The sequence below is a fragment of the Sandarakinorhabdus sp. genome, from assembly GCF_987265915.1.
Map to the genome: position 1 here is coordinate 1,242,310 of NZ_OZ503948.1, position 24,638 is coordinate 1,266,947.

At 65.4% G+C, this 24,638-nt stretch carries 26 protein-coding genes; 9 read left to right on the forward strand and 17 right to left on the reverse strand.

What is annotated here, in order from left to right; genetic code table 11:
• Positions 1-80 precede the first annotated feature (80 nt).
• The 4 genes from AC6UUM_RS06055 to AC6UUM_RS06070 all read right to left on the reverse strand — a co-directional run bounded on the left by AC6UUM_RS06055 (position 81) and on the right by AC6UUM_RS06070 (position 3,356).
• On the reverse strand, positions 81-869 hold the full coding sequence (locus AC6UUM_RS06055; RefSeq protein WP_500804435.1) for an Npun_F0296 family exosortase-dependent surface protein: 789 nt from the start codon (positions 867-869) through the stop codon (positions 81-83).
• A gap of 378 nt (positions 870-1,247) precedes the next feature.
• The gene (locus AC6UUM_RS06060) at positions 1,248-2,033 is read right to left on the reverse strand and encodes an Npun_F0296 family exosortase-dependent surface protein (protein WP_500804436.1); all 786 of its coding nucleotides are present in this window, start codon (positions 2,031-2,033) and stop codon (positions 1,248-1,250) included.
• Between the two features lie 178 nt (positions 2,034-2,211).
• Positions 2,212-2,730, reverse strand: a complete 519-nt coding sequence (gene thpR / locus AC6UUM_RS06065) for an RNA 2',3'-cyclic phosphodiesterase (protein ID WP_500804437.1) — start codon at positions 2,728-2,730, stop codon at positions 2,212-2,214.
• Positions 2,727-3,356, reverse strand: coding sequence for an arylesterase (locus tag AC6UUM_RS06070; protein WP_500804438.1), 630 nt, complete (start codon positions 3,354-3,356; stop codon positions 2,727-2,729). Before AC6UUM_RS06070 ends, thpR begins: the two co-directional genes overlap by 4 nt.
• 65 nt (positions 3,357-3,421) lie before the next feature.
• Here AC6UUM_RS06070 and AC6UUM_RS06075 point away from each other — a divergent pair, with 65 nt between their 5' ends.
• The 5 genes from AC6UUM_RS06075 (at position 3,422) to AC6UUM_RS06095 (ending at position 10,915) form a co-directional block, all read left to right on the forward strand.
• Complete coding sequence (locus tag AC6UUM_RS06075) at positions 3,422-4,126, forward strand: ABC transporter ATP-binding protein (RefSeq protein ID WP_500804439.1); 705 nt, start codon at positions 3,422-3,424, stop codon at positions 4,124-4,126.
• Between the two features lie 13 nt (positions 4,127-4,139).
• A complete protein-coding gene (locus tag AC6UUM_RS06080) occupies positions 4,140-4,841 on the forward strand; it encodes a dienelactone hydrolase family protein (RefSeq protein WP_500804440.1) in 702 nt (233 codons plus the stop codon).
• On the forward strand, positions 4,802-7,315 hold the full coding sequence (locus AC6UUM_RS06085; RefSeq protein ID WP_500804441.1) for an ABC transporter permease: 2,514 nt from the start codon (positions 4,802-4,804) through the stop codon (positions 7,313-7,315). Before AC6UUM_RS06080 ends, AC6UUM_RS06085 begins: the two co-directional genes overlap by 40 nt.
• A gap of 97 nt (positions 7,316-7,412) precedes the next feature.
• Positions 7,413-8,150 carry a Bax inhibitor-1/YccA family protein gene (locus AC6UUM_RS06090; protein ID WP_500804442.1) on the forward strand — a complete coding sequence of 246 codons (738 nt, stop codon included), beginning with the start codon at positions 7,413-7,415 and terminating at the stop codon, positions 8,148-8,150.
• A 275-nt stretch (positions 8,151-8,425) separates the two neighbouring features.
• A complete protein-coding gene (locus AC6UUM_RS06095) occupies positions 8,426-10,915 on the forward strand; it encodes a TonB-dependent receptor (RefSeq protein ID WP_500804443.1) in 2,490 nt (829 codons plus the stop codon).
• A gap of 24 nt (positions 10,916-10,939) precedes the next feature.
• Here AC6UUM_RS06095 and AC6UUM_RS06100 read toward each other — a convergent pair whose 3' ends face one another.
• Genes AC6UUM_RS06100 through AC6UUM_RS06135 form a run of 8 tightly spaced genes read right to left on the reverse strand, consistent with a single transcriptional unit; the run spans position 10,940 to position 17,295 of the window.
• Positions 10,940-11,527, reverse strand: a complete 588-nt coding sequence (locus AC6UUM_RS06100; RefSeq protein WP_500804444.1) for a 2-hydroxychromene-2-carboxylate isomerase — start codon at positions 11,525-11,527, stop codon at positions 10,940-10,942.
• 11 nt (positions 11,528-11,538) lie between these two features.
• Positions 11,539-12,282 (reverse strand): SDR family NAD(P)-dependent oxidoreductase, encoded by a 744-nt coding sequence (locus AC6UUM_RS06105; protein ID WP_500804445.1) that lies wholly within the window; start codon positions 12,280-12,282, stop codon positions 11,539-11,541.
• Positions 12,258-12,707 (reverse strand): PaaI family thioesterase, encoded by a 450-nt coding sequence (locus AC6UUM_RS06110; protein WP_500804446.1) that lies wholly within the window; start codon positions 12,705-12,707, stop codon positions 12,258-12,260. The genes AC6UUM_RS06105 and AC6UUM_RS06110 overlap by 25 nt, the downstream gene beginning before the upstream one ends.
• The gene (locus tag AC6UUM_RS06115; RefSeq protein WP_500804447.1) at positions 12,704-13,162 is read right to left on the reverse strand and encodes a MarR family winged helix-turn-helix transcriptional regulator; all 459 of its coding nucleotides are present in this window, start codon (positions 13,160-13,162) and stop codon (positions 12,704-12,706) included. Before AC6UUM_RS06115 ends, AC6UUM_RS06110 begins: the two co-directional genes overlap by 4 nt.
• 40 nt (positions 13,163-13,202) lie before the next feature.
• On the reverse strand, positions 13,203-14,093 hold the full coding sequence (locus AC6UUM_RS06120; protein ID WP_500804448.1) for a dienelactone hydrolase family protein: 891 nt from the start codon (positions 14,091-14,093) through the stop codon (positions 13,203-13,205).
• Positions 14,094-14,135: 42 nt separating this feature from the next.
• Positions 14,136-15,698 (reverse strand): NTP transferase domain-containing protein, encoded by a 1,563-nt coding sequence (locus AC6UUM_RS06125; RefSeq protein WP_500804449.1) that lies wholly within the window; start codon positions 15,696-15,698, stop codon positions 14,136-14,138.
• The gene (locus tag AC6UUM_RS06130) at positions 15,695-16,681 is read right to left on the reverse strand and encodes an XdhC family protein (RefSeq protein WP_500804450.1); all 987 of its coding nucleotides are present in this window, start codon (positions 16,679-16,681) and stop codon (positions 15,695-15,697) included. The genes AC6UUM_RS06125 and AC6UUM_RS06130 overlap by 4 nt, the downstream gene beginning before the upstream one ends.
• On the reverse strand, positions 16,678-17,295 hold the full coding sequence (locus AC6UUM_RS06135; protein ID WP_500804451.1) for an SRPBCC family protein: 618 nt from the start codon (positions 17,293-17,295) through the stop codon (positions 16,678-16,680). Before AC6UUM_RS06135 ends, AC6UUM_RS06130 begins: the two co-directional genes overlap by 4 nt.
• A gap of 165 nt (positions 17,296-17,460) precedes the next feature.
• Here AC6UUM_RS06135 and AC6UUM_RS06140 point away from each other — a divergent pair, with 165 nt between their 5' ends.
• Both AC6UUM_RS06140 and AC6UUM_RS06145 read left to right on the forward strand, forming a co-directional pair.
• Positions 17,461-18,048, forward strand: coding sequence for a cold-shock protein (locus AC6UUM_RS06140; protein WP_500804452.1), 588 nt, complete (start codon positions 17,461-17,463; stop codon positions 18,046-18,048).
• A complete protein-coding gene (locus AC6UUM_RS06145; RefSeq protein WP_500804453.1) occupies positions 18,048-18,497 on the forward strand; it encodes a DUF192 domain-containing protein in 450 nt (149 codons plus the stop codon). The genes AC6UUM_RS06140 and AC6UUM_RS06145 overlap by 1 nt, the downstream gene beginning before the upstream one ends.
• Before the next feature lie 45 nt (positions 18,498-18,542).
• Here the strand turns inward: AC6UUM_RS06145 and AC6UUM_RS06150 are convergent, their stop codons facing one another.
• The 4 genes from AC6UUM_RS06150 to infA all read right to left on the reverse strand — a co-directional run bounded on the left by AC6UUM_RS06150 (position 18,543) and on the right by infA (position 20,694).
• On the reverse strand, positions 18,543-18,878 hold the full coding sequence (locus AC6UUM_RS06150; protein WP_500804454.1) for a hypothetical protein: 336 nt from the start codon (positions 18,876-18,878) through the stop codon (positions 18,543-18,545).
• Between the two features lie 462 nt (positions 18,879-19,340).
• On the reverse strand, positions 19,341-19,568 hold the full coding sequence (locus AC6UUM_RS06155) for a hypothetical protein (protein ID WP_500804455.1): 228 nt from the start codon (positions 19,566-19,568) through the stop codon (positions 19,341-19,343).
• 377 nt (positions 19,569-19,945) lie between these two features.
• Positions 19,946-20,278, reverse strand: a complete 333-nt coding sequence (locus AC6UUM_RS06160) for a hypothetical protein (protein WP_500804456.1) — start codon at positions 20,276-20,278, stop codon at positions 19,946-19,948.
• Between the two features lie 155 nt (positions 20,279-20,433).
• Positions 20,434-20,694 carry a translation initiation factor IF-1 gene (infA, locus tag AC6UUM_RS06165; protein ID WP_017668801.1) on the reverse strand — a complete coding sequence of 87 codons (261 nt, stop codon included), beginning with the start codon at positions 20,692-20,694 and terminating at the stop codon, positions 20,434-20,436.
• Between the two features lie 205 nt (positions 20,695-20,899).
• Between infA and AC6UUM_RS06170 the strand changes: the two genes are divergently transcribed.
• Both AC6UUM_RS06170 and fghA read left to right on the forward strand, forming a co-directional pair.
• Entirely contained in the window at positions 20,900-22,009 is a 1,110-nt protein-coding gene (locus AC6UUM_RS06170) for an S-(hydroxymethyl)glutathione dehydrogenase/class III alcohol dehydrogenase (protein WP_500804457.1), read from the forward strand.
• Positions 22,009-22,830 (forward strand): S-formylglutathione hydrolase, encoded by an 822-nt coding sequence (gene fghA / locus AC6UUM_RS06175; RefSeq protein ID WP_500804919.1) that lies wholly within the window; start codon positions 22,009-22,011, stop codon positions 22,828-22,830. Before AC6UUM_RS06170 ends, fghA begins: the two co-directional genes overlap by 1 nt.
• A gap of 150 nt (positions 22,831-22,980) precedes the next feature.
• Here fghA and AC6UUM_RS06180 read toward each other — a convergent pair whose 3' ends face one another.
• The gene (locus AC6UUM_RS06180) at positions 22,981-24,636 is read right to left on the reverse strand and encodes a thiamine pyrophosphate-binding protein (protein WP_500804458.1); all 1,656 of its coding nucleotides are present in this window, start codon (positions 24,634-24,636) and stop codon (positions 22,981-22,983) included.
• Positions 24,637-24,638 lie beyond the last annotated feature (2 nt).

The following is a 24,638-nucleotide window of genomic DNA, read 5'->3' on the forward strand; positions in this document are numbered from 1 at the left end:
ACCCGGCGAAACCGAGTGGGGTGGAGGGTGGCCAACCGCGGCCATTCCTGCACCCCTCACCCTTCAGCAGGCACCGGTATTCAGGAAGCCACAACCTGGGCGCGGCGGCGCATGCCGGCACCCACCAGGCCAAAGCCGGTCACCAACATAAGCCAGGTTGCCGGTTCCGGCACGGCGTTGATGGCACCCGTCACCGGAACGACCGTGCCCGAAATGCGGTTCCAGCGACCGACCGTGTGGTTGTCGCTTTCATAGCCGCCGCCGCCGACCTGGGAGAACACCACCCGATCAAAGGTCGTACCACCGCGGGCATAGAAGTTCAGGAACGAGTAGGGCTCGCTGCCGTTCTGGTTCTTGAAGTTGGTGGTGGGATTGCCCTTGTAGGCCGGACTGTTCTGCAAGCCACCGATGAAATCGGCAGCATTTTGTGCAGAGAACATGAACAACAGGTTTCCGCCGCTATAGAAGCTGACATTGTTGCCGCCATCCAGCGCAGACAGCCAGAAACCGAAATACGTCACCCCGCCCGGCACGGTCGTCGCAAGATCAACGCTGTAGCTGCCATTCTTGCTGAAGTTGACGGCATAAGGGCCGGTCCCGCCAGCGCCGCCATATTGGTCGGCATTGCGGATTTCAACGTTGGAATACTGGCCAGTGAAGTCCAAGCCACCGAAGTTGCTGGTGAAGTTGATGCCAGTTCCAAATCCCTGCCCGTCAAAGGTCTCTACGCCAACGGTGTCAAAACCGGACGTGCTGCTCTGCGCACCCGGCATTTCGGATTCCAGAGTGACCGTGAATGGAACCAGCGCTTGGGCGCTGCTCGCGGCCATCAGGCCGGCGGCAACGCCGAATGCGTAAACGATTTTCATCTCGTACCCCTTGGCTGATTTTGGCTAAAACGGTTCATGTGAATTAACGAAGGATTTACAACCCCGTTGAAACAGGCCTTTAAAGCGACCCGTTTCGGGACGCAAGTTTATTTTTTGATAATATTTATGAACAGAAAAAATGCAGATCGGAGCCAGCGTGCCCGTTTCGTGCCCGCGCTGCCATCGTAGCTCAAGTATCTGTATTAAAATGAAAAACCGTTCCAAGCGGGCGCGGCACAAGCGCGACCAGCCCCAAATCAACCCTTCAGCCCTGGCCCGTAGCGCCGGACCTCGCTCACGCACGCCAGTGGAAAGGCGCTGAAGATGCGCCCGGCAGCCTTTCGACGGCCGGGCGTCTATTCACACGGCGCGCAATGTTCAGGCCGCAACCACCGCGCGCGTTCGCGTGCCGACGCCGACCAGGAAAAAGCCGAACACCAGCATCAGCCATGTTGCCGGTTCCGGCACGGCGTTGATCGCGCCCGTCACTGGCACGATGGTGCCCGAAACACGGTTCCAGCGGCCGACCGTGTGGTTGTCGCTTTCATAGCCGCCACCGGTCGGCTTTTCAGAAAAGACGATCCGATCGAAGCTGGTGCCGCCGCGCGCATAGAAGTTCAGGAAACTGTACGGCTCGCCGCTGTTCCGGCCAGCAAAGGCGGCGTTGGGATTGCCATAATAGCTTTTTGAACCCGGCAGCGCGTTGATGAACGTGCGGGCGGCCTGCGCACTGAAGGTGAACAGCAATTTGCTGCCCTGATAGAAGCTGACATTGTTGCCGGCATCCAGCGCCGACAGCCAGAAACCGAAATAGGTGACGCCGCCCGGTTCGGAGGACGACAGATCCACGCTGTAGCCTGCATTGGTGAAGGTGACGGCATAGCGGCCGTTGCCACCGGCGCCGCCATATTGATCAGCCTTGTTCACCTGTACGCCAGTGTAGCGCCCAGTGAAGATCGAGCCGCCGAAATCGCTGGTGAAGGCCTTGCCGGTGCCAGTGGCGATGGCGTCGAACGTTTCGACACCCACCGCGTCGAAGCCCGACGTGCTTTTCTGGATGCCGGCCTTTTCTGATTCCAGGCTGACCGTGAACGGGATTATGGCCTTGGCGCTGCCGGCCATCAGCAGAGCGGCAATTGCCGCACTGGTTGAAAACTTGATCATGTTCCTACATCTCGCTTGCGGTTCATATTTATTTCGAAAGCGTTACTGCTTTCAGGCAGCGATGCAGGTAGGTTGGTCGTGCTGCGTTGGCAATGCGCGGCGTGGGCCCGTTATCCTTAAGATCATTGACTATACTTTTGATCATGCGGGGGGCGCGCCCAGCGTCACCGCCGGCAGGTCAGGGCCAGTGCGCCAGCACGGTATAATCGCTGCCGTCGGGGCCGAGTTGGCTGTCCCACAGCGCGAAACCGCTGACCGGCCATGCAAGGCGCGGGATCGGCGCCTGCGGCCAGCCGCCCACACCCAGCATGGTGCGGCCGCGCGCCACGGTGATGTGCGGCACGAATGCCCGTGATTCGGGCGGAATGCCCACCCCGGCCAGCGCGGCATTCACCGCCTTGGCCAACGCCGCAAGCCGATCGGCCGGGCGAACGCCCACCCACAGGCTGTCCACCCGGCCGCGATGGTCGAACAGGCCGGGTTCGCCCAGTTCCGCCATGAACGGCTTCACATTCACCCGGCCCAGCGCCGCGGTGATGTCCTGCGCGGCGTGGCGATCGACGTCGCCGATATAGCGCAACGTCAGGTGCAGTTGCTCGTCACGTTGCCAGCGTGCGCCGGCCACTCCGCCCATGCTGGCGATCAGCGCGGCCTTCACATCGGCCGGCAATTCCAGCGCGACAAAAAGTCTGATCATCGAATCGCGTTCAGCTCCCGCTCCACCGCCGGCAGGATGCGTTGCACCATCACGCCGACGCCCTTGGGATTGGGGTGCATGCCATCGGCCAGTTGCAATTTGGGCTGTGCCGCCACGCCATCCAGAAAGAAGGGATAGAGCGCGACGCCATTGGCCTTGGCCACGGCCGGATACAGCGCTTCGAATTCCCGTACGTAGGTCGCGCCCAGATTGGGGCTGGCGCGCATGCCGGCAAGCATCACTCGCACGCCTTTGGCCTTGAACGCCTTGACCATCGCATCGATGTTGGCGCGGGCCGTCGCCGGCGATTGGCCGCGCAGCATGTCGTTGGCGCCCAGCTCCAGGATCACCAGATCGGGCTTGTGCTTCATCCCGGCCAGCACCCAGTTCAGCCGTGCGCGCCCCTGCGTGCTGGTGTCGCCCGACACGCCGGCGCCCACCACGGTGACGGCGCGGCCCCCAAGGCTGCGGCTTCCCTTCAGCGCCTTTTCCAGTTGCGGGGCAAAGCCGGTCCCGGGCGGCAGCTGGTATCCGGCCATCAGCGAATCGCCATAGGCCAGCACGATGGCGGGCTTTGCCGCCACCGCTGCCTGCGACATGAACAGCGCGCCGATTCCCAGCATCATCTGGTAAAGCGCGCGACGAAGCCCTAACTGCAAAATCCGATCCTCTTCCGATCCAGCGGGAACTGATGAATACCCATATCGTCATTGACGCCCGCGATGTCACCCTCCGGCTCGGCAGCGGCGATGCCGCAGTCGATGTGCTGCGCGGCCTTACCCTGGCCGTACCGGCGGGGCAGCGTCTCGCCATCCTGGGCCCCTCCGGCTCCGGCAAATCCTCCGCCATGGCGGTGTTGTCGGGCATGGAGCAGGCCACGTCTGGCCGGGTGCTAATCGCCGGCGCCGATTTCACCGCCATGAACGAGGATGCGCTGGCCCGGGCACGCCGCGGCCGCATCGGCATCGTGCTGCAGGCCTTCCACCTGATCCCGACCATGACCGCACTGGAAAATGTTGCCGTGCCGCTGGAACTGGCCGGCGAAGCTGATGCCGCAGCGCGCGCCAAGGCTGAACTCGAATCGGTCGGCCTTGGCCACCGCCTCAGCCATTATCCCACGCAATTGTCGGGCGGCGAACAGCAGCGCGTCGCCATCGCCCGCGCCCTGGTCGGCCGCCCGGCGCTGATCTTCGCCGATGAACCAACCGGCAATCTCGATGCCACCACCGGCGAGACCATCGTCGAGCTGCTCTATGGCCGATTGGCCGAAACCGGCGCCACCTTGGTGCTGATCACCCATGATGCCGATTTGGCGGCGCGCTGCGATCGCATCATCACCATGCGCGATGGCCGCATCGTTGACGACACAAGATCTGGGGCCGAGGCGGCCGCATGAGGAGGCAAGACGCGTGACTTTGTTCAGCTATTTCGACGATACCGACGAACTGGAAGGCTTTGTGGCCCTGCCCGACGGCCCCGGCCCGCATCCGTGCGTGCTGATCGTGCACAATTGGGCCGGCCAGTCAGAGGCGGACAATGGCGTGGCGCGCAAGCTGGCTGCCATGGGCTATGCCGGCTTTGCCATCGATGTCTATGGCAAGGGCGTGCGCGGTGACCCGGCCGGCGACAATGGCCATCTGATGAACCCGTGGATGGGGGATCGCGCCGGTCTGCAGCGCCGGTTGCTGGCAGCGGTCGATGCGGCAGTTGCCAATCCGGCGATCGATTCGGATCGCATCGCCATCATCGGTTATTGCTTTGGCGGGCTGTGCGCGCTCGATGTGGCACGTTCCGGCGATGCCCGCGTCAAGGGCGCGGTCAGTTTCCATGGCGTCTATGCGCCCAATGGCCTGCCCGATCAGCCGATCAGCGCCAAGGTGCTGGTGCTGCACGGCTGGAATGATCCGCTCACCCCGCCCGATGCCACGGTGGCGCTGGGCCATGAGCTGAATGCCAAGGGCGCTGATTGGCAGTTGCATGCCTATGGCCACACCATGCACGCCTTCACGGCGCCGCAAGCCGCCAACCCGGCCGGCGGCATTCAATACAGCGCCGACGCCGATCGCCGCTCGTGGCAGGCGTTGACCAACTTCCTGGCCGAAATCCTCTGAGTCTCGCATTTCGCCTGGCGCTGCGGGAACTGCGCGGCGGGCTGGCCGGCCTGCGCATCCTGGCCGTGTGCCTGGTGCTCGGCGTCGCGGCGCTGGCTGGTGTCGGCAGCCTCGCCAGCGCCATCAACGCCGGCTTGTCCGAACGCGGCCAGCTGCTGCTCGGCGGCGATGTGGCGCTGCGCCTGTCGGGCGCGATGCCGGGCGCGGCGCAGCGCCAGGCTGCGGCCGATCTCGGCACCGTCGGCGTCGTTACCAAGCTGCGCGGCATGGTTTCGGGCGCCAAGCCGGGGACGGATGCGGTGCTGGCCGAGATCAAGGCGGTCGATGGCAACTGGCCGCTCTATGGCCGCACCGTGCTGGCCGGCGGTGGCCGCGTCCGCCCCGGCTATGCCGCCGCGCAGCCGGCGCTGGCCGACAAACTGGGCCTGCAGCCCGGTGACCAGCTCACGCTCGGCCAGACCAGCCTGATCTATGCCGGCACCTTGCTTGAGGAACCAGACCGTGCTGGCGATGGCTTCGGCTTTGGCCCCGGCCTGGTCGTCCATGGCGATGATCTGGCCAAGGCCGGGCTGATCACCATCGGCAGCCTCTACACCAGCGAATTGCGCATCCGGCTGAAGCCCGGAATCAGCCTTGAATCTGCCAAGACACAGCTTGAGGCTGTCGCGGCCGGCGCCCGCATCCGCGATCGCAGCAACGGCGCGCCCGGCACCCGCAATTTCGTCAGCCAGTTGGGCCAATTCCTCACTTTGGTCGGCCTGACCGCGCTGGTGGTGGCCGGGGTCGGCGTGGCTGGCGGCGTATCGGCCTATCTGGCGGCGCGCACCCGCACCATTGCCACGCTGAAAACCCTGGGCGCTGACAGCGCCACCGTGCGCGCCATCTATCTGTGGCAATTGTCGATCGTCGCGGTCGCTGCCGTGCTGCTGGGCCTGGCCATCGGTGCCGCCACGCCCGCCGTTGTCGCCGGCTTGGCCGCGGCCAGCCTGCCGGTGCCGCCAGCCACCGGCCTGCAATGGGCGGCACTGGCGCAGGCGGCTTTTTATGGTCTCGCCATCGCACTGGCCTTTGCCTTGTGGCCCCTGGCGCAGGGCGCGCGCATGCCGGCCGCACGCCTGCTGCGCAGCCTGACCGAGGCCCGCGCCCGGCCCGATGCCACCACCATTGCCTTCATCGCCGGCAGCGCCGTGGCCGTGCTCGGCCTGCTGGTGCTGTTGGCGGAACAGCGCATTTTCGTCATTGGCTTTCTCGGCGGCGCGCTCGGGTTGCTCTTGCTGCTCTGGTTGCTGGCCGGCGCCATCACCTGGGGCGCCGCGCGGGTGCCGCGCCCGCGCAGCACGTTGGCCCGGCTGGCGCTGGCCAATCTGCATGCGCCCGGCGCGCCGACACGCAATCTGGTGGTGGCATTGGGGCTGGGTTTGACGCTGTTCGCCACGCTCGCCACCATCGAAGGCAATCTGGCCGGCCAGATCAACCGCAGCATCCCGGCGCGCGCGCCCAGCTTTTTCGTGCTCGATATCCCGGGTGAAGACCGCGCCGCCTTTCTGGCCAGCGTTAACAAGGCGGCACCGGGTGCCAACATCGTCACCGTGCCCAGCATGCGCGGGCCGATCACGGCGGTGAACAATGTGCCGTCGGAAAAGATCGTTGCGCCCGAAGCCTGGATCCTGCGCGGCGATCGCGGCTTGTCGTACGCCGCCGATTTTCCACCGGGCAACACGCTGGTGCAGGGCAAATGGTGGCCGCGCGATTATGCCGGCCCGCCGTTGATCTCCATCGATGACGATGCAGCGCGGGCGCTCGGCCTGAAGATCGGCGACACGATGACCGTATCGGTGCTGGGCGTCGAAGTGACCGCGACCATCGCCAGCACGCGCAAGATCAATTGGCAGTCGATGGGCTTCAACTTCGCGATATTATTCTCGCCCGGAACGCTGGAGGCGGCGCCGCACGGCTGGATGGCGACGGTGCAGGTGAAGCCGGATCAGGAAACCGGTGTGTCGCGCAGCGTTGCCGGCGCCTTCCCCACGGCCTCGATCATTCGGGTGAAAGATGTGATCGGCCAGGTGCAGGCGCTGCTGGGGCAACTTTCGGCGGCGATCCGCGCCGCCGCCAGCGTTACCGTCGCCGCCGGCATCGCCGTGCTGGTCGGCGCGCTGGCGGCCGGCGCGCGGGCGCGCACCTATGATGCGGTGCTGCTGAAACTGCTCGGCGCGACGCGCGGGCAGGTGGCGGCGGCGACACTGGCCGAATATGGCCTGCTGGCACTGATCGTGTCGGGGCTGGCGCTGCTGCTGGGCAGCGCGGCCGGCTGGTTCGTCGTCACCCAGGTGTTCAGCCTGGAATGGACGCCGGATTGGGGCGGCGTGATCGCCACGGTCGCGGTCGGCGCGGTGGTGACGGTGGTATTGGGGCTGCTCGGCAACTGGCAGGCGCTCTCAGCACGGCCATCAGCAGTGCTGCGACAACTCTGATGACTTGGCGGTAATGCGCGGCCATTGAAAAACGCCGCGATATGCCCGATATTGATCGGGTCGCCGGCCCGTTGCCGGCATCTTGGAGGAAAGACCAATGGCCAATCAGATGGACCCACGGCTCGCAGCCATGCGGGCCCAGGCCAGTGCAGGTGCCGGCTATGACGCCGGCCTGCGCAGCTACATGCTCAGCATCTACAACTACATGGCATCGGGCGTGCTGCTGACCGGCATCGTCGCCCTGCTGGTATATTCCACCCCGGCGCTGTTCGCGGTGTTCTTCAACGAAATTGGTCGCCCGACGATGCTGGGCTGGGTGGCGATGCTGTCGCCGCTCGGCATCATCCTCGCCATGAACTTCGGCCTGAACCGCATGAGCGAATCGACGCTCAAGGGCCTGTTCTGGGGCTTTGCCGCGCTGATGGGCGTGTCGATGAGCGTGATCTTCGCGCGCTACACCGGTGCGTCGATCGCGCAGACCTTCTTCGTGACCGCGGCCTCGTTCGCGGGCCTCAGCCTCTATGGCTACACGACCAAGAAGGATCTGTCAGCGATGGGCCGCTTCCTGATGATGGGCCTGATCGGCATCATCGTCGCGTCGATCGCCAACATCTTCATTCAGTCGAGCGGCTTGCAACTGGCGATGAACATCTTGGGCACGCTGATCTTCGCTGGCCTGACCGCCTATGACACGCAGCGCCTGAAGGAGCTGTATTACCAGGTCGCCGGCAGCGATTTCGCCGGCAAGTCGGCCGTGCTGGGTGCGCTGACGCTGTACCTGAACTTCATCAACCTGTTCCAGTTCCTGCTCAGCTTCATGGGCAACCGCGACTAAGCAGCTCTGGACGGGGTCAACAACAAGGCCCGGCAGGGAAACCTGCCGGGCTTTTTGTGTTTTGATCGAGCCAGTGTTGCGATCAATTGGCAGCCTCGCGCCAAATCCGGCCGTGGCCATGCACAAACTGTGACAATTTCGCAACGTGCGGTTGGAAACAGCCGCCCAATTTGCCAATCCCCGCTTTGGCGCTTTCCTTCCGGCCTGACTGCCGGGAAACACGCACATCGTGGGGTATATGCCCTATTGCAACGCCTTATCCGGGGTCGACCATCATGAATTTCTCTGCTCTTCGTATTGCCATTCTCGCCGGCACCAGCCTGATTGCCACCGCCGCCACCGCGCAGCAAACCGCCCAGAATGATGCCGCCAATGACGATGACATCATCATCGTCACCGCCAGCAAGCAGGCCAAGACCCTGCAGGACACGCCGATTTCGGTGTCGGTGACTGGCCGCCAGGCGATCGAAACCGCCCAGATCCGCGATGCGCTCGATCTGCAGACGCTGGTGCCGTCGTTGCGCGTGTCGCAGTTGCAAAGCTCGGCCAACACCAGCTTCATCATCCGCGGCTTTGGCAACGGCGCCAACAATGTCGGTATCGAACCGGCCGTCGGCGTGTTCATCGACGGCGTCTATCGCAGCCGTTCGGCCGCGCAGATCGGTGATCTGCCCAGCCTGGAGCGCATCGAAGTGCTGCGTGGCCCGCAATCGACCCTGTTCGGCAAGAACGCGTCCGCAGGTATCATTTCCGTGGTCACCTCTGAGCCGAAGTTCGATTTCGGCGGCCAGGCCGAACTGTCCTATGGCAACTACAACGCCATTGTGGCGCGCGCCGAAGTCACCGGCCCGATTTCCGAAACCGTCGCCTTCAGCCTCGCCGGCAATTTCAACAAGCGCGATGGTTATGTGTTCAATACCACGCTGAATCGCAACGAGAATGAGCGAAACCGTGGCGGCGTGCGCGGTCAGTTGCTGTTCAAGCCGTCGGAAGATTTCAAGCTGCGCATCATCGCCGATTACGACAAGATCGATGAAATCTGCTGCTCGGTGGTCAATATCGTCGATGGCCCAACCGGCGCTGCCGTGCGGGCGTTGGGCGGCCGGATCATCTCCAACCAGCCGCTGGCGCTGACGTCGGCGACCAACTTCGCTTCGACCAACGTGATCGACAATTTCGGTGTGTCGGCCCAGGCCGATGCCAAGACCAGCAGCTTCGACCTTACCTTCATCGGCGCCTATCGCGGCGTCCGGCTGAACACCAATGCGGACAGCGATTTCACCAGCGCGGATCTGATCGGTTCGAACATCGGCCGTAATGCCATCGATACCTACACCGCCGAGTTCCGGGTCGCGTCGAAATTCGATGGTCCGATCAACTTCCTGCTTGGCGCCTATTATTTCCACGAGAATATCGATGCCAGTGGCCAGCTGACCTTTGGCCGCGATTTCCGCAACTATGCCAGCGCCCTGTCGGGCGGGGCCTACACCAATCTGGAGCCCACGCTGCGCGCCCTGTTGCCGGGCACCCCGGCCGGCGCCTTCGGCGGCCAGGGCCAGGGCCGTTTCGAACAATATAACTATCAGAACCGTGCCATCTCGATCTTCGGCAACGTGGATTGGGAAATCGTCGATCGGCTGACGTTCACTGCCGGCGGCAACTACACGCGCGACACCAAGCGCGTGGCCACCAATGTCACCACCACCGACGTGTTCTCCGGCCTTGATCTGGTGCTCGCCGGTGTGCGGGCCAATGTGCCGGCCAGTGTCGCTGCTACGTCAGCCAACCCGTTCCTGGGTCTGCGTCCGCTGCAGTTCATCCCGCCGTTCCTGAACTTCCCGAATGCCGTGGAAGATGGCCGCACGTCTGACAGCGATTTCGCCTACACGCTGCGTCTGTCCTACAAGTTCAGCGACAACGTCAATGTTTATGCGACCCACGCCACCGGCTTCAAGGCGAGCTCGTTCAACCTGTCGATCGATTCGCGGCCGTTCGCCTCGCAGTTCATCCCGGGTTCGCCGGCGCAATCGCCGGCACCGGCGGCTTCGCCGATCCGCACCGCACTTGGTGCGGCACTGCCGGTGAACCTCACCACCGGTTCGCGCTTTGCCAACCCGGAATATGCCACGGTCTATGAATTGGGCGCCAAGGGCCAATGGGAAGGCTTCAGCGTCAATGTCGCCGCGTTCATTCAGGTCATCAATGGCTTCCAGAGCAATGTGTTTTCCGGCACCGGCTTCATCCTGGCCAATGCCGATCAACAATCGGTGCGGGGTCTTGAACTGGATACCAGCTTCTCGCCCACGAAGAACCTGCGCTTCAGCGCCAACCTCACCTACCTTGACAGCAAGTTCGATCGTTTCCCCGGCGGCGCCGCGCTCGTCACGGGCAGCTTTTCGACGGTTCCGGTGGATCTGAGCGGCCAGCGCAGCGCCGGTGTGCCGGAATTCTCGACGTCACTCGCCACCGATTATACCGTGCCCTTGGGCGACAAGAACAAGCTGATGTTCCACATCGATTATGCGCACGAAAGCCCGACCCAGATCGCCCAGGGCACGGTCGCACTGCAGCGTGAAGTCAATCTGGTCAACACCTCGGCCACGCTGGTGTTCAACAACAAGGCCGAACTCACGCTCTGGGCCCGCAACCTGACCAACGAAGCCTGGATCACCACCATCTTCCCGGGTGTGGCGCAGGCCGGCACGCTGTCTGGCTATCGCAACCAGCCGCGCACCTATGGCGTGCTGGCACGCTATCGCTTCTGAGGTTTGAAGGGGGCGGCCGGCGGATCAGCCGGCCGCCGCCGCCTCCACCCAATCCAGCCGATCCTGGCCGAAATGCATCTGGCCAGCGACAAAGCAGGTTGGTGCGCCGAACACACCGCGCGCCACCGCACTCTCTGTATTGGCCATCAGCCGCGCCTTTACCGCCGGTGACCCTGCCAGCGCCAGCAGCGCGGCGGCATCGTGGCCGCCTTCAATCAGCGTTGCCGCCAACACGTCGGCATCAGCCATGTTGCGCCCGTGCAGCCACATGCCGGCAAACAGCGTATCGGTCACGGCGGCAAAATTGCCTTCCCCCTGCAGCCCGGCCAGAATGCGCATCATGGTTATGGTGTTGACCGGGAAGAACTTGTTGCTGCCCAGGGTGATGCCGTCGCGCGCCGCCCAGCGTTGCATGTCCTCGTTCATCCAGCGGCCCTTGGCCGCGACCGTGCCCGGCGGGCTGCCCCCGGTGGCCTTGAACACACCGCCGAGCAGGATCGGCACCGCGATCAGTTCAGCACCGGTGCGGGCGGCGATACCCTTCAGCCGGTGCCAGGCCAGATAGGCCGTGGGTGATCCGACGTCGAACAGAAATTCGATTGCGTTTGGCATGGCTTGCTCCTTCACCATTTTTCGATCCACGGCCGCAGATCCAGTTCGTGCGTCCAGGCGCTGCGCGGCTGCTGGTGCAGGCGCACATATTCCGCCGCGATGGCGTGGGGATCGAGAATGCCATCGTCACTCTTCATGGCGTAACGATCCGGGAAATTGCTGCGAATGAACTCCGTGTCGATGGCGCCGTCGATGATGCTGTGCACGACGTGGATGCCCTTGGGGCCAAGCTCGCGCGCCATCGCCTGCGCCAGGCTGCGCAGCGCGAACTTGCCGCCGGAAAAGCCGGCGAACCCAGCCGAACCGCGCAAGGACGCAGTAGCGCCGGTGAAGATGATGGTGCCGCGCCCGCGCGTTACCATGCGCCGCGCCGCCTCCCGCCCAGTGATGAAGCCGGCCAGCGCGCACATCTCCCAGATCTTGGTGTAGCGGCGCACGGTTTCGTCGAGGATGCCCATCGGCGAATTGGCGCCGATGTTGAACACCAGCACCTCGACCGGCCCGATCTCGGCCTCGACGCGGTCGAACAGCGCGATCATCGCCGCCTCGTCGCGGGCATCGCCGCCGATGGCCACGCATTGGTCGCCCTTGGCCACGATCCGATCCCGTAACGGCGCCAATTGGTCGCCATTGCGCCGCACTGGCACCGCCACCAGGCCGATACCGGCGAAGGCCTCGGCCACAGCGCCGCCGGTGGCATCGCCGGCGCCGATAATCACCGCCGCGCCGCTCATGCTGCAGCCATGATCAGGCATGTCGTGGTGCCGGTGGCCAGCAGACGGCCTGCGCTGTCGGTCAGGGTGCCGCGCGCCGTGGCCACACGCTTGCCGCGGCTGATGATCTCGCCGCGCGCCGTCACCTGCCCGGATGTGGGGGTAATCGCCTTGATGTAGCTGATATTGAGATCGATGGTGCTGTAGCCGACGCCTGCCGGCAGCGCGCTGTGCACCGCGCAGGCCATGCACGAATCGAGCAAGGTGGCGGCAAAGCCACCATGCACGGTGCCGATCGGATTGAGATGCTGCGGGCCGGGTGTGGCGAGGAATATCACCCAGCCTTCGCCAGCGCTGCCACCGTCCATGCCCATCAGCGCCGACATGCCGCGATGCGGCCCTGCGACCAGCGCCTGCATCAGCTCCAGTCCGGTTCGCTCCGATATATTATCTGCAATTGCAGTCATATTGCCGTCTCCAATCGGTCGTGGGCTTCATCGAGCAGGAAGCGCAGCGCGGCGAGGCGGCCGGCGCCGAGTTGTGTGGCCAATTGATCCTGCGCCGCCTGCCAGCCGGCTTGGGCGGCGGCGCGGCGCTGGTGGCCGGCATCGGTCAGCCACACCAACCGGCCGCGCTTGTCATCCGGATCGATGCGGATGCTGATCAAGCCGGCACTGGCCAGCGGCCGCACCAGGCGCGACACGGTGGAGGCGTCGGCGCGCAATTGTTCGGCCAAAGCGCCGATACCCAGGCCCTTGCGTCGCGACAGGCAGGCCAGCAGGCCGAACTGGCCGATGGTCAGGCCATGGCCGGCCAGCGCGTCGTCATAAATCTGCGTGACCCGCCGCGACAGCTGCCGCACCTTGGCCGCGGTGCAGTGCAGGCCGGGGCCGGAACGTGGGTGTGGGGCAGGCGACGACATTCCACGAGTATAATCTGCAATTGCAGGCAATCAAGACCGATCAGCGGAGCCAGGCCTGCGTCCGGCTCCAGGCCAGTTCGGCCGCAGTCTTGTCATAACGCGCCGCCGCCGTGTCGTTGTTGAAGCCATGGTTCACACCGGCATAGACCTGCGCTTCATAGGTCACGCCGGCCGCTTTCAATGCCGCCTGCCAGGCCGGTGCCATGGCGTTGATGCGTTCATCCAGGCCGGCATAGTGCAGCAGAAGTTTCGCCTTCACCCGCGCGGCGCCGGCCACATCCTGCGGCGCGGCGCCATAATAGGCGACCCCGGCGCGCAAGGCCGGGCCGGCGTCCACTGCCAGCGCATTGACCATGCCGCCGCCCCAGCAGAAGCCCACCGCGCCGGGGATGCCCTTGCCGGGGGCCTTGGCGGCCAGCCATTGCAGCGTGGCGACGCCGTCCGCCACCGTCTGGGCGCGATCGAGCTTGCCGATCATGTCGCGTGCCACATCCTCGGCGCTGGTGGTGCCGCTGGCCATGGTGGGCGTACCGCCGACCGGCGTGAGGAAATCGGCGGAAAAAGCGACGAAGCCAGCCGTGGCCAGCCGCCGCGCCAGATCGCGCGTATGATCATTCAGGCCGCGATTTTCGTGGATCACCAGCACCCGCGGTGCAGCGTTTGCGCCCTTCACCGGCTGCGCCAGATGCCCGCGCATCGTGCGCCCGCCGCCAATGTCCGCGACCATATCGGCCGCCTTGATGCGCGCATCATCCGGCGCCACCATCGGTGCGGCATCGCTGCGCGCCGCGATCAGGCCGAGCATGCTGCTCGCGGCCGCCGTACCGCCGGCCAGCCGCGCCATTTTGGTCATCAGGTCGCGGCGGTTGGGGTCACGGCCATGGGTGAAGCGGTCATAAAGATCGATCATTGCCTGGGTCGGTTGCGTCATGGTTGGTCCTCCCGTTCGGACCAAGCCTAAGCCAATCGCGCGTCAGGGCAAGGCCCGCAGCGCGACCAATGCCGCCGGCGTGTCGATATCATCCAGGCAGGCATCCGATGGCGCCGGCAGGGTGGTCACGGCAAAGTCCGCCATCACGGCCCGCCCACCGATATCGCCGGTGAGCGCCAGCAGCTGCGGGAAGGCGGCGCGCGGCCAGCGCACCGGATGGCCGCGCCGGCCCTGAAATTCCGGCAGCACCACGTCGCCGGCCGCCGCGGCCAGGGCTGCAATCAATGTCGGCTCGATCCGCGGCATGTCGGCCAGGCACACCAGCGCCGCATCCCATTCGGCCGGCACCGCCGCGATGCCGGCGGCCAGGCTGCGGCCCATACCATCCTGCCAATCGGCGGCCGTCACGAACTGCACCGCCCGCCCGGCCAGCGCTGCCCGCACCGCGGCCGCTTCGTGCCCGAGCACGACCATGGGCGGCGGCAGGCCGGCGGCGGCAAGGGCATCGATCACATGTGCCACCAGCGGTGCGCCGCGCCAGATTTCCAGCAGTTTATGCGGCCCGCCCATGCGGCTGGCCCGCCCCGCTGCCAGCACCACCGCGCCGACGCTGTGGGGTCGCCGCGCGGCGGCGCGCGGTTCCGGTCGCTCGGCTTCGGGCAGCAGGCCGCCTTCGCCCATGGCGGCAATGTCGCCACCGCTGACCGCGATCCCGGCAGCCAAGCGTTCCAGCACCAGATCAAAGCCGTTGCGCTTGGGGCTGCGCGCGCAGCCAGGCAGGCCGATCACCGGGCGGCCGTGCAATTGCCCCAGCACCAGCAGATTGCCAGGATCGACCGGCATGCCCAGCCGCTCGACGCGGCCACCAGCCTGGATGATCGCCTGCGGGATCACATCGCCGCGATCGACACTGGCCGAGGCGCCCGCCACCAGCAGCAGATCGGCCTCCATCGCTGCCAGGCGTGCCGCCAGCGCCGCGGCATCATGCGGGCAGGGCGGCTGCATCAGCATGTCCGCGCCCAGCGCGGTGACGCGTGCGGCGGTCACCTGCTCCAGCTTGGCCAGCGCCTTGGCATTGGTGCCGGGCAGGGTGGTGGCGATCAACGCCACCTTCGCCGGCCGAAATGCCGCGACCTGCAGCGGGCGCACCAAGGCGATGGCGGCGCCAAGCTGCGGTTCGGCCACGGCGTAACGGATGATCTTGATGGTGGCGACGATGCCGCCCGCCGCGACTCGCGTGTGGGGGGCCAGCGTCGCCAGCGTGATCGCCTCATCGATATTGTTGATCGCGGCCACCAATCCGGGCGGCAGGATGAACAGCCCGGCGCTGTGCGCCGCCAGATTGACCCGGCCATGCACCGGTGCAAGCGCCGTCAGCCCGCTGCCGGCCAGCGCCGCGGCCAACTGCGCGGCGGCCGCATCCTCGCCGACGTCGCCGGGCTCCAGTTGCGCCACCACCACCTCGGCGATCCCGGCGGCTGCCAACGCCGTCACATCATCGGCGTTCAGGCGATGGCCCTTGGCCAGCCGCCGCCGCCCCAGCGCGACACTGTGCGCCAGCAGCGCGCCCCGCGCAGCGGCCAGCGGCACCGGCCCGAACTTCATGGGCGGGCGATCGCCCCATGCCTAATAGTCCGCCATGCGGCCACCAACTGCGCCGCGATCGACAGGGCAATCTCCGCCGGGTTGGCGGCGCCGATGTTCAGCCCCGCCGGGCCGTGGATGCGCGCCAGATCGGCCGCGTCAAAGCCCTGGGCCGCCAGCCGCTCCAGCCGGGCGGCGTGATTCTTGCGACTTCCAAGCGCCGCGATGTAGAACGCCGGTGAACGCAGCGCCGCAGCCAACGCCACATCATCGACCTTGGGATCATGGGTGAGCGCCACCAACGCCGTCGCCGCATCCGGGCGCAGTTCGGCCAGCGCCTCATCCGGCCAGCGCCGATCGAGCGCCACGCCGGCAAAGCGATCATCAGCCGCAAACAAGCCGCGCGGATCGATCACCGCCGCGGATATACCCAGCCCTTGCGCCAACGGCACCAGCGCCTGCGCGATATGCACCGCCCCGATGATCAGCAGGCGCCGTGGTGGCGGATAGGCGCGTACGAACGGGCCGGCCTCTCCGGCCTGCGCCTGGCCGGTGGCAGGATCGCTGCTGATGCTGCGGGCTTCACCGGCGGCAGTCGCGGCCAGCACATCGGCCACCAAGGCCGCCGGCAGGCCATCGTCGGCCAAGCGTTGCACCAGGATCGAAATGCGGCCGCCGCACGCCAGCCCGGCGCTCCATGCCACGGCATCGGCGACGCCAAATTCCAGCACGGCATGGCCGGTGCCGGCGGCGATCAGATCCTGCGCGGCCATGATGACATCGGCCTCCACACAGCCGCCCGAAACGCTGCCTTCGAACAAGCCGTCCCCGCCGTCGACGGCGGTTGCCGCAGCGCCCCGCACCGCCAGATGGCTGCCCATCCGGCGCGGCGCCGATCCCCAGGTGGTCATCACCGTGGCGATGGCCACGCCGTGGCCGGCCCGGGCCCAACCGAGCGCGGTGGCCAAGGTGGTCAGATCATCGTCCAGTCCCGCCGCGTTCACAGATGATTCCACTGCCAGGCCAGGAACAGCATCACCGCCACGATCAGCCCGCCGCCCCACAGCAGCGGCGACAGCCCGCCCTGAGCCGCCGGGGCCACGGAGGGGGACGCCGATTCCGCCGCCGAATCGACCGCTGCGGCCGCCTCCGCTGCTGGTGCTTCCACTTCGGCTTTCAGCTTGGCGAAAAAGCCTTCGGCATATTGCCGCGCCGTGCCTTCGATCAGCCGCGCGCCCAGTTGCGCCAGCTTGCCGCCCACTTGCGCTTTCACGACATACTCCAGCCGGGTCAGGGCCGGGCCAAGCTCGGCCAGCGCGACATCAGCGCCGCCCTTGGCAAAGCCGGCGATCCCGCCCTTGCCTTCGCCGACGAGCCGGTAGCGTTCGGGCGCCACGATATCCTCCAGCCGCACCGTGCCGGCAAAGCGCGCCCGCACCGGGCCAACCTTGGCATTCATCTCGCCTTCGAAGCTTGGTACGCTCCCCGATTCGGCGCCCTCGGTACGCACCAGGCGCTCGACCCCATCGATGCAGCGCGCCAGCACATCAGGGTCGTTCAGCGCCGCCCACACGCTGGCGCGCGGTGCTGCGATCTCGACTTGTCCTGCCAGTTCCATGCGCGCCTCGTCATCTGCTTGTCTGTGGCTTGTCGCCAACGCTTGCCGCCTTCGGCACTGGCAAGTCAATCAGGGCGCAAAAAGCTGGATTGCAAAGCTGAAGCCACTGATTAAGACTTTATGACTTGCGGGGGCAAGTGCGTTGCGTGGCACAGGGGAACAGACATGAAAGCGGCCGAATCAGCAGCGGCGTCGCTGGCTGAGGAAGAAGAAATCATCGTGCGTGGCACGATGAAATGGTTCGATCCGGTTAGAGGCTATGGCTTCATGGTGCCGGTCACCGGGGAAGGCAGCGACATATTGGTGCATTTCAGCCTGGTGCGCGACCTGGGCCGCCGCACGCTGCCGGAAGGTGCCACGCTCACCTGTACGGTTGTGGCGCGCGATCGCGGCCGCCAGGCCAAGCGCATCCTCGATCTCGATCTGACCACGGCGATCGGTCCCGATCCTGAAACCGCAGCGGCACGGGCCGCCGATCGAATCGATCCGCGCGCCATGGTGGCGGCGGCGGGCCCCTTCGAACCGGTCTCGGTCAAATGGTTCAATCGTTTGAAGGGTTATGGCTTTGTGATAAGGCCTGACAGCATGGACGACATCTTCATCCATATGGAAACGCTGCGCCGCGCCGGCTTGACCGACGTGCAGCCCGGCCATCCATTGCAGGTGCGGGTGGCGCCAGGCCACAAAGGGCCGCTGGCGGTGGTGGCAATCCCCATCGACGCCATGCCCGAATCGGATGAAGGCAGCGATTGATGCGAAATGTGCTGGCGGCGGCGATGCTGCTGTCTACTTTGGCGGTGGCTCCGGTGCGGGCAGCCTCCCCATGTCCGAACAGCGGCCTGCAAACCATCAAGGTGATGTTTGAAACGGCGAAAGGGCGCTTCCCCTATCGCGTGGAAGTGGCGGCCACATCCGAACAGCAGGCGTGCGGGATGATGTTCCGCGAATCGATGGCGCCGGGCACCGGGATGAGCTTTCCGATGCAGCCGCCGCGGGCAGCCGGGTTCTGGATGGAGAACACGATCCTGCCGCTCGATCTGATTTTCGTGTCGCCGCAGGGCCGCGTGCTCAATGTCCGCCAGGGGCAGCCCTATTCGCGCGACGTGCTCGCATCGGCTGGCATTGCCGCTGATGTGATCGAGCTTGCCGCTGGCGAGGCGAAGCGCATCGGCCTGAAACCCGGGGACCGGGTGAGGCGCTGAGCGCGCACACGCTGCGCGGCCTGGGCCGCGATCGCCGCTTCCTGCTTACGCCAGATCGGGGCCGACCAGGCGCTGCCACCAGCTCTGGGCGGCGGCGCGTACTGGCGGCTTGCGCTGCTCCAGGTGCCAGTGCGGCAGACGTTCGGCTGCCACTTCGCGGCCATCGCGATCCACGATGATCAGCAACCAACTGTCTTCGCCATGCCGCCGCGTTGCCACCTGCAAATCGGTGCCGGCGAGCACGAACTCGTGCCGGTTGTTTCGTAGATGATTCAGCATCTTCGCCGGAGTTTCGGTCCAGCCGGGGCCGACGATGCGATCGAGGACCACACCAAGGGGTGATTGAAGGGCGTGCAACGCCGAGACAATGTATGTAGCCATGGGTGAACAGTATGCTTAACAGAAAATAAATGCAACTGGATTCTGTAGGAGTAATGAATTTTTCATTGCGTGTGGTTTGTCGGCCTTGGTGAGGCACCGCCGGTGTCGACCAGGCATGAAGGCAAGCTGCATCAGTGCCGTTGGGGCGGGTGCGCAATGCCCGAGAGAGTCGGCCGCAATCGCGCGACGTGCCGTCGTCAAGCTGCATCAGCAGCGTGATCGAACCTGTTGTTGCGGCGAATCAGCATGGAGGCGAAAGACCGCCAGCTGTGGCCGGGGCATGGAGCCCAACGCCGGGGTGAGCCTCGTCAAGTCAGCGGGCATCTCTGGCGTGACCAAAGGCGCAGCGGGCGAAGCCAAGCACTTCGGCCTGAACGCGGAAGCCGGCTGAAGGGCCGAGCGCATCGCCGGCCCCGGGCTACAAATGCCGTTTCCGGTTTACGCCGGAAGCGGCCTTGCGGCTCAAGCCAGATCAGGGCCAACCAGCCGCTGCCACCAGCTCTGGGTGGGGCGCACGAGCTGCTGCCGTTCCAGCTGCCAATGCGGCAGGCTTTGGGCAGCCACTTCGCGACCATGCAGATCCACAATGACCAGCAACCATGTGTCTGCGCCTTGCCGCCGCGCAGCGAGCTGCAGCTCGGTACCGGCCAGCACGAACTGGTGCCGATTGTGAATCAGATGATTCAGCATTTTGGACGGAGTTTCGGTCCATCCGGGACCTACAATGCGGTCGAGGACCACACCAAGGGGTGACTGGAGGGCGTGCAACGCCGAGACAATGTATGTAGCCATGGGTGAACAATATGCTTAACAAAAAATAAACGCAAGCCGATTCGGCCTGGACGATGAAATTTTTTTCGCCTGCAATTACAGAGCATAAGCGCGAGACAGGCGGCGATCGGGCGTGAAAGCAAACGGCCACAGTGCCGCCAGGGCAGGCGCGCAATGTCCGTCAGGGCCAGCCCTGTTGGCGCAGCGTGCGGTGGTGATGTGCAGTGGTGGGACGGCATCACCAGCGATGGCAGCGATCGTGCCGCTGAAAGGGGCGAATCTTTCAGCCCCGTTAATCAGGCCGCGTCAGGATCCATCAGGCGTTGCCACCAATTCAGCCGCGGGCTCTGTGCGGGGCGCAGCTGTTCGATGCGCCAGTGTGGCAGGCTTTGGGGCGCGACTTCGCGGCCATCGGGATCGACGATGACGAGCAACCATTGATGTTTGCCCTGGCGCCGCGCAGCCAGTTTCAAATTGGTGTCAGCCAGAATGAACTGGTGCCTGCCATGGACGATATGGTCGAGCAGTTTGGCGGGCGTTTCGGCCCAGCCGGGACCGACGATGCGATCCAGCAGGATGCCACGCGGCGATTCCTGCGCATTCAACGACGAGACAACGTACTGACCCATCAGATTTTGATATTGCTAACAAAGTCTGAACGCAAGTAACTTGTTGGCGACACTGCGTCCAAACTGACGGGTCACCGCCATGACGCGTTGAAATTGCTGTATATGCGGAATCTACCTGCGGCGCACGCAAGCGGCCCGGTCATCCGCAGCCCGGTTCAGCGGCGGAAAAAGCGCCGCTGGTTCATCGGCATCGGGGTGGTCTTTTCGCGGAAGACGATGCGGCCCTTGTCCAGATCATAGGGCGTCATTTCCACATGCACGCGATCGCCGACGATGGAACGGATGCGGTTCTTGCGCATCTTGCCGGCCGTATAGGCAATGATCTCGTGCTCGTTTTCCAACTTCACGCGGAAGCGCCCGTCGGGCAGGATTTCGGTGATTTCACCTTCGATCCGGATGATCTCTTCTTTTGGCATGTTACGCCTGAATCTCGCTGGCAAACCGCATGTAATTTCCTGTTATCGTGTGTGGAGGTTGGTTGAGGGCGGGCGGGCCGCGCGCCGGGCAGCCGCATGGCCGGCTTGCCCCATGGCGCGTCAAGGCCAAAAAAGCAACCCATCCCCCTTGGCAAGCCGGGCGGTTCGCGGCCATGTGTGGCCGCATCTCAACAGGACAATGAACATGAAAAGCCGTGCCGCCGTGGCCTTCGCCCCGAACCAGCCGCTCGAAATCGTCGAGATCGATGTCGAAGGCCCCAAGGCGGGCGAAGTGCTGGTGGAAATCATGGCCACCGGCGTCTGCCACACCGATGCCTACACGCTGGAAGGCAAGGACAGTGAAGGCATTTTCCCGTGCGTGCTGGGCCATGAAGGCGCCGGTATCGTGCGTGCCGTGGGTGCCGGCGTCACCAGCGTGGTGCCCGATGATCATGTCATCCCGCTCTACACCCCAGAATGCCGCCAATGCAAAAGCTGCCTTTCGGGCAAGACCAATTTGTGCACCGCCATCCGCGCCACGCAGGGCAAGGGCCTGATGCCCGATGGCACTACGCGGTTCAGTTACAAGGGCCAGCCGATCTATCATTATATGGGCTGCTCGACCTTTTCCAACTTCATCGTCCTTCCCGAAATCGCCGTGGCGAAGATCCGCCCCGACGCGCCGTTCGACAAGGCCTGCTACATCGGCTGCGGCGTCACCACCGGGGTTGGCGCCGTGGTCAATACTGCCAAGGCGCAGGCCGGTGCGCGTGCCATCGTGTTCGGGCTGGGCGGCATCGGCCTGAATGTTATCCAGGGGCTGCGGCTGGTCGGCGCCGAACAGATTGTGGGCGTCGATCTCAACCCGGATCGTGAGCGTTGGGGCCGGCAGTTCGGCATGACGCACTTTATCGATCCCCGCAATGTTGACGGCGATCTGGTGGCGCATCTGGTGGCGCTTACCGAGGGAGGGGCGGATTACACCTTCGATTGCACCGGCAACACCGATGTGATGCGCACCGCGCTGGAATGCTGCCACCGCGGCTGGGGCGAGTCGATCATCATCGGGGTGGCCGAAGCCGGCAAGGAAATCAGCACGCGCCCGTTCCAGCTGGTGACCGGCCGGGTGTGGAAAGGCACGGCGTTCGGCGGCGCACGCGGGCGCACCGATGTGCCGAAGATCGTCGATTGGTACATGAACGGCACCATCGCCATCGATCCGATGATCACCCACGTGCTGCCGCTGGAGAAGATCAACCAGGCCTTCGATCTGATGCATGGCGGCGAGAGTATCCGCACGGTGGTGCTGTTTTGATCGAGAGTCTTGCCAGCGCCGCCTGCCATGGCGGGGTGCAGAGCTTTCACAGCCACGCCAGCGAGGCCACTGGCACGGCGATGCGCTTCGGGGTGTTCACGCCGCCCGGTATGGGCCCGTTTCCCATGCTGTGGTGCCTGGCTGGCCTGACCTGCAATGAAGAGACGTTCGCCATCAAGGCCGGGGCGCAGGCGCTGGCGGCTGCGCTGGGCCTGATGCTGATCACGCCCGATACGTCGCCGCGTGGGGCCAATGTGGTCGATGACTCGGCGTGGGACATGGGGCAGGCGGCGAGCTTCTATCTGGATGCGATGAACCCGCCATGGGCGGCGCATTTCCGTATGCGGAGCTGGCTGATCGACGAGCTGCCGGCGCTGATCGCGGCGCATTTCCCCGCCGATCTGGCCCGGCAGGGCATCACCGGCCACAGCATGGGCGGCCATGGCGCGCTCACCCTGGCGCTGAAACACCCGGGCGTGTTTCGCAGCGTGTCGGCCTTTGCGCCGATCGTCGCGCCGACTCAGGTGCCGTGGGGGCAGAAGGCGCTGCCCGCCTATCTGGGCGACGATCCCGCCGCGTGGGCGGCGCATGATGCCTGTGCGCTGATCGATGGCGGCGCGCGGGTGGCGGATTTGCTGGTCGATCAGGGCGAGGCGGATGCGTTTCTGGCGCCGCAATTGCGTCCCGAGTTGCTGGCCGACGCCTGCGCCCGCGCCGGCATCCCGCTGACGCTGCGGCGGCACGCGGGCTATGATCACAGCTATTGGTTCGTGCAGAGTTTTGTGGGCGATCATTTGCGGTGGCACGCCGCGCGGCTGTAGCGCGCGACCCCTCTCCCGGGCCGGCTTCGCCGTCTCTCGACCTCTCCCCAAGGGGAGAGGTGAAGTGCTCACCTCTCCCCTTGGGGAGAGGTCAACTCGCGCGAAGCGCGGCGGGAGAGGGGAAGTGACCGTGCCCTCAAGTCGTCCGATTCAAATCGCCCGCGCCACCGGCACCTCGATCAACGTCGGCGCATCGCTGGCCAGCGCCGCCTGAAACGCCGCGATCAACGCGTCAATCGATGCCACCCGCACGCCGGCCACGCCATGCGCCGCCGCCAGCGCCATGAAATCGATGGCCGGTTCCTGCAAATCCATCGCCACATAGCGGTCTTCGCGGGCGCTGTGATCGCCTATGGCGCGAGTGCGCTGCTTGAGGATGCGATACGACGCATTGTTGAACACGATGGTCACCACCGGCAATTCATAGTGGGCCAGCGTCCACAGCGCGGCAGCGCTGTACATCAGGCTGCCATCGCCGGTCAGCGCCACCACCGGGCGTTCCGGATGCGCCAGCTTGATCGCGGCGGCTTGCGGCACGCACACGCCGATGCCGCCGCCGCGCATGCCGAACCAGGAATCGGGCCTTGTGGCGGGCAGCAGGCTGCGCACCACATTCATGCCGGAGGACAGAAGTTCCTCGATGATGATCGCATCATCCGGCATCACCTCGCCCAGCCGCTTCAGCACCGCCAGCGGGTCCATCGGCTGCGAGTCCATCGCCGCCTCGGCCTTGGCCAGCAACGCCGCCTTCGCCTCGGCGATGCGTGCCACCACACCGGCCCGCCGGTCGTCGCCACAGCCGGCCACCAGCGCCGTCAATTCCGGCAGGGTCGCCTTCGGGCAGCCCTGGATCGCGGCAGCGGCGGCGAAATTCTTGCCGATCTGCCAGGGTTCATCGTCCAGGTGCACGACCGGCGTGCCCGGCGCCAACGCCTCCACGCCGGTCGCCTGGCTTTGGGTGAGCAGATCGGCGCCGATGGAAATCAGCAGATCATGGCCCTGCATCACGCTGCGCAGCGCCGGGGTCATGCGCGGCACCGTGCCGGCGAATTGCGGGTGGTTCGATGGGAAGGCGGCGCGGTTGGCCATGCCCTCCATGTAAACTGGCGCGCCCACCGCCTCGGCAAAGGCGACGATCTCGGCAAAGGCATCATTGTTGGCCACGCAATCGCCAGCAAAAATCACCGGCGTTTGCGCTGCGCGGATCATTGCGGCGGCCTTGGCAATTTCCGCTGCATCACCGCGCAAGGCCACACCGATGCGCGTCGGCACGCCCAGATCGAGATCATCGGGCGCCATGGCCGTCAGCACGTCGCCGGGGATGGAGAGGAACACCGGGCCGGTCGGCGCGGTCAGCGCCACCTTCGCTGCCCGCCGCACAGCGCGCGGCAGTTCGGCGATGCTGTTCACCTCGAACGACCATTTGCACAGCGGGCGGGCCATGGTGGCCAGATCGTCCCACAACAGCGGCTCGGTCAGGCGGATGCTCATGTCCTGCTGGCCGGCCGTGACCAGCACCGGCGCGCCGGCCTTGGCCGCGTTGTAGAGCATGCCCATGGCGTTTCCCAGGCCGGGCGCGGCGTGCAGGTTGCACACCGCCAGCTTGCCCGTGGCCTGCGCCCAGCCATCGGCCATGCCCATCACCACCACTTCGTTCAAGCCAAGGATGTAGCGCAGCCGCTCCTCCACCACGAAGGCGTCGAGCAACGGCAATTCGGTGGTGCCGGGATTGCCGAAGACAAATTCGACGCCCTCGCTGTGCAATATGTCGAGCAGGATATGCTTGCCGGCGCGTGACCCGCTCATGG